The sequence below is a fragment of the Dyadobacter sp. genome (genome assembly GCF_051859145.1).
In the GTDB taxonomy this organism is placed as follows: Bacteria; Bacteroidota; Bacteroidia; order Cytophagales; family Spirosomataceae; genus Dyadobacter.
In genome coordinates, this window is the sequence record NZ_JBHYGF010000405.1 from 1 (window position 1) to 3,032 (window position 3,032).

Here is a 3,032-nt window from a genome sequence, read left to right on the forward strand (position 1 = left end):
ATCAAGAGGAGAGACCGTAAAGCTTGACGCGGTTGTAAATGGATTGGAGAGTGGCAAAATCCGCGGCGCGTGTCTGGATGTTCTGGAAAATGAGAAAATTGGAAAACTGACCCAGGAGCAGCAACGTACATTCGACTATTTGAAAAAGTCAGATAAAGTAGTACTCACCCCGCACATAGGTGGCTGGACACACGAGAGTTACGTGCGTATCAATGAAGTGTTGGTTCAGCAAATTGCGGAATGGTTATAAACAAAAATGCCGACCAATGGTCGGCACGTTTGCATCTATTAGCCATGAAAAATAAAATACTTACTTGGTAAGCGTACCGCGAAGCGCACGTGGTATCTCTACTGAGGCGATCGGGTTGCTTGCGGCTGTCAATATAACAAAATTTTCAGCTTTAACTGCACCAACCTTTACAGATTTTCCTAAATCAAGCTCAGTTACATCAACATCTACATAGTCAGGAATGTTTTCAGCCAGACCTTGTACGCGCAATTTACGCAATTTTTGGTTCATTTTTCCACCTTTCATTACTCCGGTGGATGTACCTGTCAATTTAACAGGAACTTCAACTTTTATCTCCTTGCCATCAACGATCTGTAAAAAATCCGCGTGGATCAAAGAATCGTTAACCGGGTGAAACTGCTTTTCCTGAAGAATCGCGTCGTATGTAGTACCCTCAATATTAAGGGTTACATTGAAAATATCCGGTGTGAAAAGCAATTCACGGAACAACATAGCGGGCGCATAGAAATGTACCTGCTCGTTACCACCGTACAGCACAGACGGAACATAACCTTGTGAACGTAGTTCCTGGGCTTCCGTCTTGCCGAGATTCGCTCTTTTAAACCCTACAATCTCATGCTTTTTCATAAGAATATTTAATAATAAAGTTAAAAAAAAATAAAATTTACTGATGATTTATAAATAATGAACTAATAGATTCATGATCTCTGATCCTTCCGATCGCTTTCGCGAAGATTTCAGCAACAGATAGTACGCGTATTTTATCGTTCTGCTGCTTCAATGGGATCGTGTCTGTAATAATCAACTCCTCCAAAACAGAGTTGGCAATGTTTTCGTGTGCCTTGCCCGACATAATCGCGTGCGTGCTGATTGCTCTTACCGAGCTGGCTCCTTTATCAAGGATCAGTTCGGCCGCTTTGCAAAGTGTTCCGCCTGTATCGATCAAATCGTCGACAAGTACTACGTCCATTCCTTCTACGTCCCCGATCACCTGCATGCTGGCAATTTCATTCGCCCGCTTACGATGCTTATCGCAAAGTATCATATCCACATTCAGGAACTTCGCGAAATTTCTTGCACGTGCAGCTCCGCCCATGTCAGGGGATGCAATCAGCAGGTTTTTAAGGTTCAATGATTTGATATAAGGAACAAAAATCGAAGTTCCTTCCAGGTGATCAACAGGTAAGTCAAAAAAGCCCTGGATTTGTCCGGCGTGCAGATCAATCGTCATCAGGCGATCCACACCAACAGAAGTAAGCAGATTTGCCACCACTTTCGCAGCAATAGCAACGCGGGGTTTGTCTTTCCGATCCTGCCTTGCGTAGCCGAAATACGGAATAACAACCGTTACGTAATGAGCAGAAGCACGTCGAGCAGCGTCTACCATCAGGAGCAGTTCCATCAGGTTATCAGCAGGCGGGAAAGTAGACTGGATTAAAAAAACATCACAACCCCTTACAGATTCTTCAAAACTGGGCGACAATTCACCGTCTGCAAACTTCCGTAAATTATACCCGCCGAGCTCCTTGCCATAATATCTGGCAATGTCTTTGGCCAAATACTCTGACTGACTTCCGGAGAATATTTTTACTGTGTTGAAAGAACCCATGGACAGACTAAAATTTGCGCAAAATTAAACAAAACCAATTAATTAAGATAGTATTTCTTCGAAAAAAGATAGTACAGGCGAATGCAGCAGTATCCGCTCAACAAACCTACCACGGCGCCAACAAAAATATCGGTAGGATAGTGTACGCCCACGTAAATCCTGCTGTAAGAGTAAGTTATCGCCCAGAGAAACAGCAATGCGGGGTACTTGACTTTGCCCCGCAAAAAGGTAAACCAGGTAATTGCAACAGCAAAGCTCGTTGACGCATGGGAAGAAGCAAATCCGTATAAACCTCCACAGCCAGCAACTTCGTGCACCATTCCGCGGAGTATTGGCTCGTGACATGGCCGAAAGCGTATGAAGTAAGGTTTCATAAAGCCGGAGGTAATCTGATCTGCAAGGATGACCGCCAGCAGTACCGTGAGCAATGCAGCAAAACCTTTCTTGCGGTCACCTGCCAGTGTGAATGCAATCAGTATTACGTACATGGGGACCCAGGTGTATTTGTAGGTAATCCAGTACATGATCGAGTCGAGCCAGGGCGTGTGCAGCCCATTTAACCAAAGAAATAATTCCTGATCGGCGCGAATGATCGTATCCAGAGCATCGGTCATGAGCTAAATCCCAATACTTTACGGACTTTCGAGATCGTATCCTGGGCAATTTCGCGCGCTTTCGCTTCGCCTTCTGTCAGGATTGCTTCGAGCTCCTCGTTGTTTTCCATATAATAATTGAAAATGCGTCTTGGCTCAGCAAATTTTTCCAGCATGCATTCAAACAGCGCCTGCTTGGCGTGCCCGTAACCGTAGCCGCCGTTGAGGTAATTCTGCCGCATTGCTTCCACTTCACTGTCGGAGGCTATCAGGCTGTACAATTTATATGTAATATCATTGTCAGGATCCTTGCGCGTTTCCAGCGGGGTAGAATCTGAAATGATCTTTTTGACTACCTTTTTTAACTCATTTTCGGGCAGGAAGATATCAATGTAATTGTGGTAAGACTTGCTCATCTTTTGTCCGTCCACGCCCGGGATTGTCATAATGCGCTCGTCGATCTGCGGCTCTGGCAATACCAGGATATCTTCTCCCGCAAGCTGGTTGAAGCGGGTTGCGATATCTTTTGTCATTTCCAGGTGCTGCTTCTGGTCTTTGCCGACAGGGATAATGTTGGCAT

Annotated in this window: 5 protein-coding genes; 1 reads left to right on the forward strand and 4 read right to left on the reverse strand. The window is 45.0% G+C overall.

All coding sequences use genetic code 11. The features are described 5' to 3' along the window. Positions 1-250 (forward strand): NAD(P)-dependent oxidoreductase (locus ACTIE6_RS20320; RefSeq protein ID WP_439558375.1); only part of this gene is annotated, 250 nt, incomplete at its 5' end. A 60-nt stretch (positions 251-310) separates the two neighbouring features. On the opposite strand, the gene ACTIE6_RS20325 is transcribed toward ACTIE6_RS20320, so the two are convergent. From ACTIE6_RS20325 to ACTIE6_RS20340, 4 genes are all read right to left on the reverse strand, one after another. Continuing rightward, positions 311-877, reverse strand: a complete 567-nt coding sequence (locus ACTIE6_RS20325; protein WP_439558376.1) for a 50S ribosomal protein L25/general stress protein Ctc — start codon at positions 875-877, stop codon at positions 311-313. Between the two features lie 37 nt (positions 878-914). Next, positions 915-1,859, reverse strand: coding sequence for a ribose-phosphate pyrophosphokinase (locus ACTIE6_RS20330; RefSeq protein WP_439558377.1), 945 nt, complete (start codon positions 1,857-1,859; stop codon positions 915-917). A gap of 38 nt (positions 1,860-1,897) precedes the next feature. Next, entirely contained in the window at positions 1,898-2,473 is a 576-nt protein-coding gene (locus tag ACTIE6_RS20335) for a phosphatase PAP2 family protein (protein WP_439558378.1), read from the reverse strand. Next, positions 2,470-3,032, reverse strand: a 563-nt coding sequence (locus ACTIE6_RS20340) for a tryptophan--tRNA ligase (protein WP_439558379.1), incomplete at its 5' end; no start/stop codon positions are given. The genes ACTIE6_RS20335 and ACTIE6_RS20340, both read right to left, overlap by 4 nt.